This window comes from uncultured Maribacter sp., from assembly GCF_947500405.1.
Classification (GTDB): Bacteria; Bacteroidota; Bacteroidia; order Flavobacteriales; family Flavobacteriaceae; genus Maribacter_B.
This window is the reverse complement of record NZ_CANMRY010000041.1, coordinates 1-1,454: the sequence shown is the minus strand read 5'-3', so window position 1 is coordinate 1,454 and position 1,454 is coordinate 1. Positions and strand designations below refer to the sequence as shown.

Below are 1,454 nucleotides of genomic sequence, written 5' to 3'. Positions count from 1 at the left end.
ATTTTTCATTTAAAAAGTCAGCCACGAGAATTTTAAAACTGCCGAAATTTTGATGTCGCACCATTAAAAGTAACGGTTACGTATAAGAATAGTTGCGGGTTTACGTGCGAGGATTTTCCGTAGGAAAATCAGACGTAGTAAACTTGCAACGACCTTTGGTTAAGCCCAAAATTGAGCAATTATTTTTATACATTGTTGGCAAATCGTTTTTTTATTCAGAATACAGTTCAAAATTATTAAGCATAATTTCATTCTGTTTAATTTCTTTGTCAGTTAAAATTCCATCTCCATTGATAGAAACAATTACGATTGCCTCATTCTTAGAGTATATTTTCCACAACCAATCATTTCCGTCTTTTTTATATTTTCCGCTAATTTTCAATCCGTTTCCGAATGACTCTATTTTCGGTTCTACTTGTAATTCGTATCCTTCCGTTATTTCAGCAATAAATTCAGTTAAGACTTTAGGGTCAACTTCTCCGTTTGCATTATATCCAGATAGCGTCATATTTGTTTCTCCATTAGGTGAAGTTATTGTTACAATTCCATCATTATCTTCATTCACGAAATAATTATTCGGATAAAAAATGTGATATCGTTCTGTTGATGGTATATACTTAATCATTTCAACTTTTGACATACAAGATGAAATTATAGAAATTAATATTACGACTAAATTTAGTTTTGAGTTCAATTTTCAAATGTTTGCCAACGGTTTTGTATATGGAAAGTTGCGGGTTTGCGTGCGAGGATTTTCCGAAGGAAAATCAGACGTAGCAAACGAGCAACGACCTTTTGATTTAGCTAAAAATAGCAATTTTTTATATACGTTGTTGTGCAACGTATTTTTATAAATTCCGTTTTAACTTTTTAAAACAAAAGTCAGATTCAAATATCTTACAGATTGATTTAATCAATTCTTTCGCTTGTTTTTTATTGTTTATTGGAATATAAACTTGATTAACTCCATTCCAGTTATGAGTGAAGTTCAGTTCGACAATCAGATTTGCTTTATTCCATTCAAACTTGTCAGATGAGTTTATGCTTTCATATTCGTTATTTTCCATATTCAGATATAACTTATCCAATAGTTTTTTTGAAGTCAGAATTTCAATAATTTTCGAGTTCTTTATTGAATCAGTTTTTATATCTCCACACTGTTCCATTGTCAAGTCTTCAACATCCCATTCCTCTGTGAAAATTCCAATTGAAAAGTCCTTATTAGGAATTATCAAGTTCGTGCATAAAATCTTTGAGGATTCTTTAATATCAGAAAGAGTTTTTTCATACGTAATTTCATTTTGTGAAAACGAAAACGTAAAGATGAAAAGGAATAATATGTTAATGGGAAACTTCATTTTCATATGTTGCACAACGTCTCGGCTATGATTTCGGACTGGGAAAGTATACGCTAACCAGTCAGCCAGAGATAAATTTTTAAAATTAATACTTTA

2 protein-coding genes are annotated in these 1,454 nt (G+C 30.7%); both read right to left on the bottom strand.

All coding sequences use genetic code 11. The annotated features are described in order from the left end of the window. Positions 1-211: 211 nt before the first annotated feature. Entirely contained in the window at positions 212-625 is a 414-nt protein-coding gene (locus Q0945_RS15865) for a hypothetical protein (RefSeq protein ID WP_299436597.1), read from the bottom strand. A 223-nt stretch (positions 626-848) separates the two neighbouring features. Next, positions 849-1,358, bottom strand: coding sequence for a hypothetical protein (locus Q0945_RS15860; protein ID WP_299436594.1), 510 nt, complete (start codon positions 1,356-1,358; stop codon positions 849-851). Positions 1,359-1,454 lie beyond the last annotated feature (96 nt).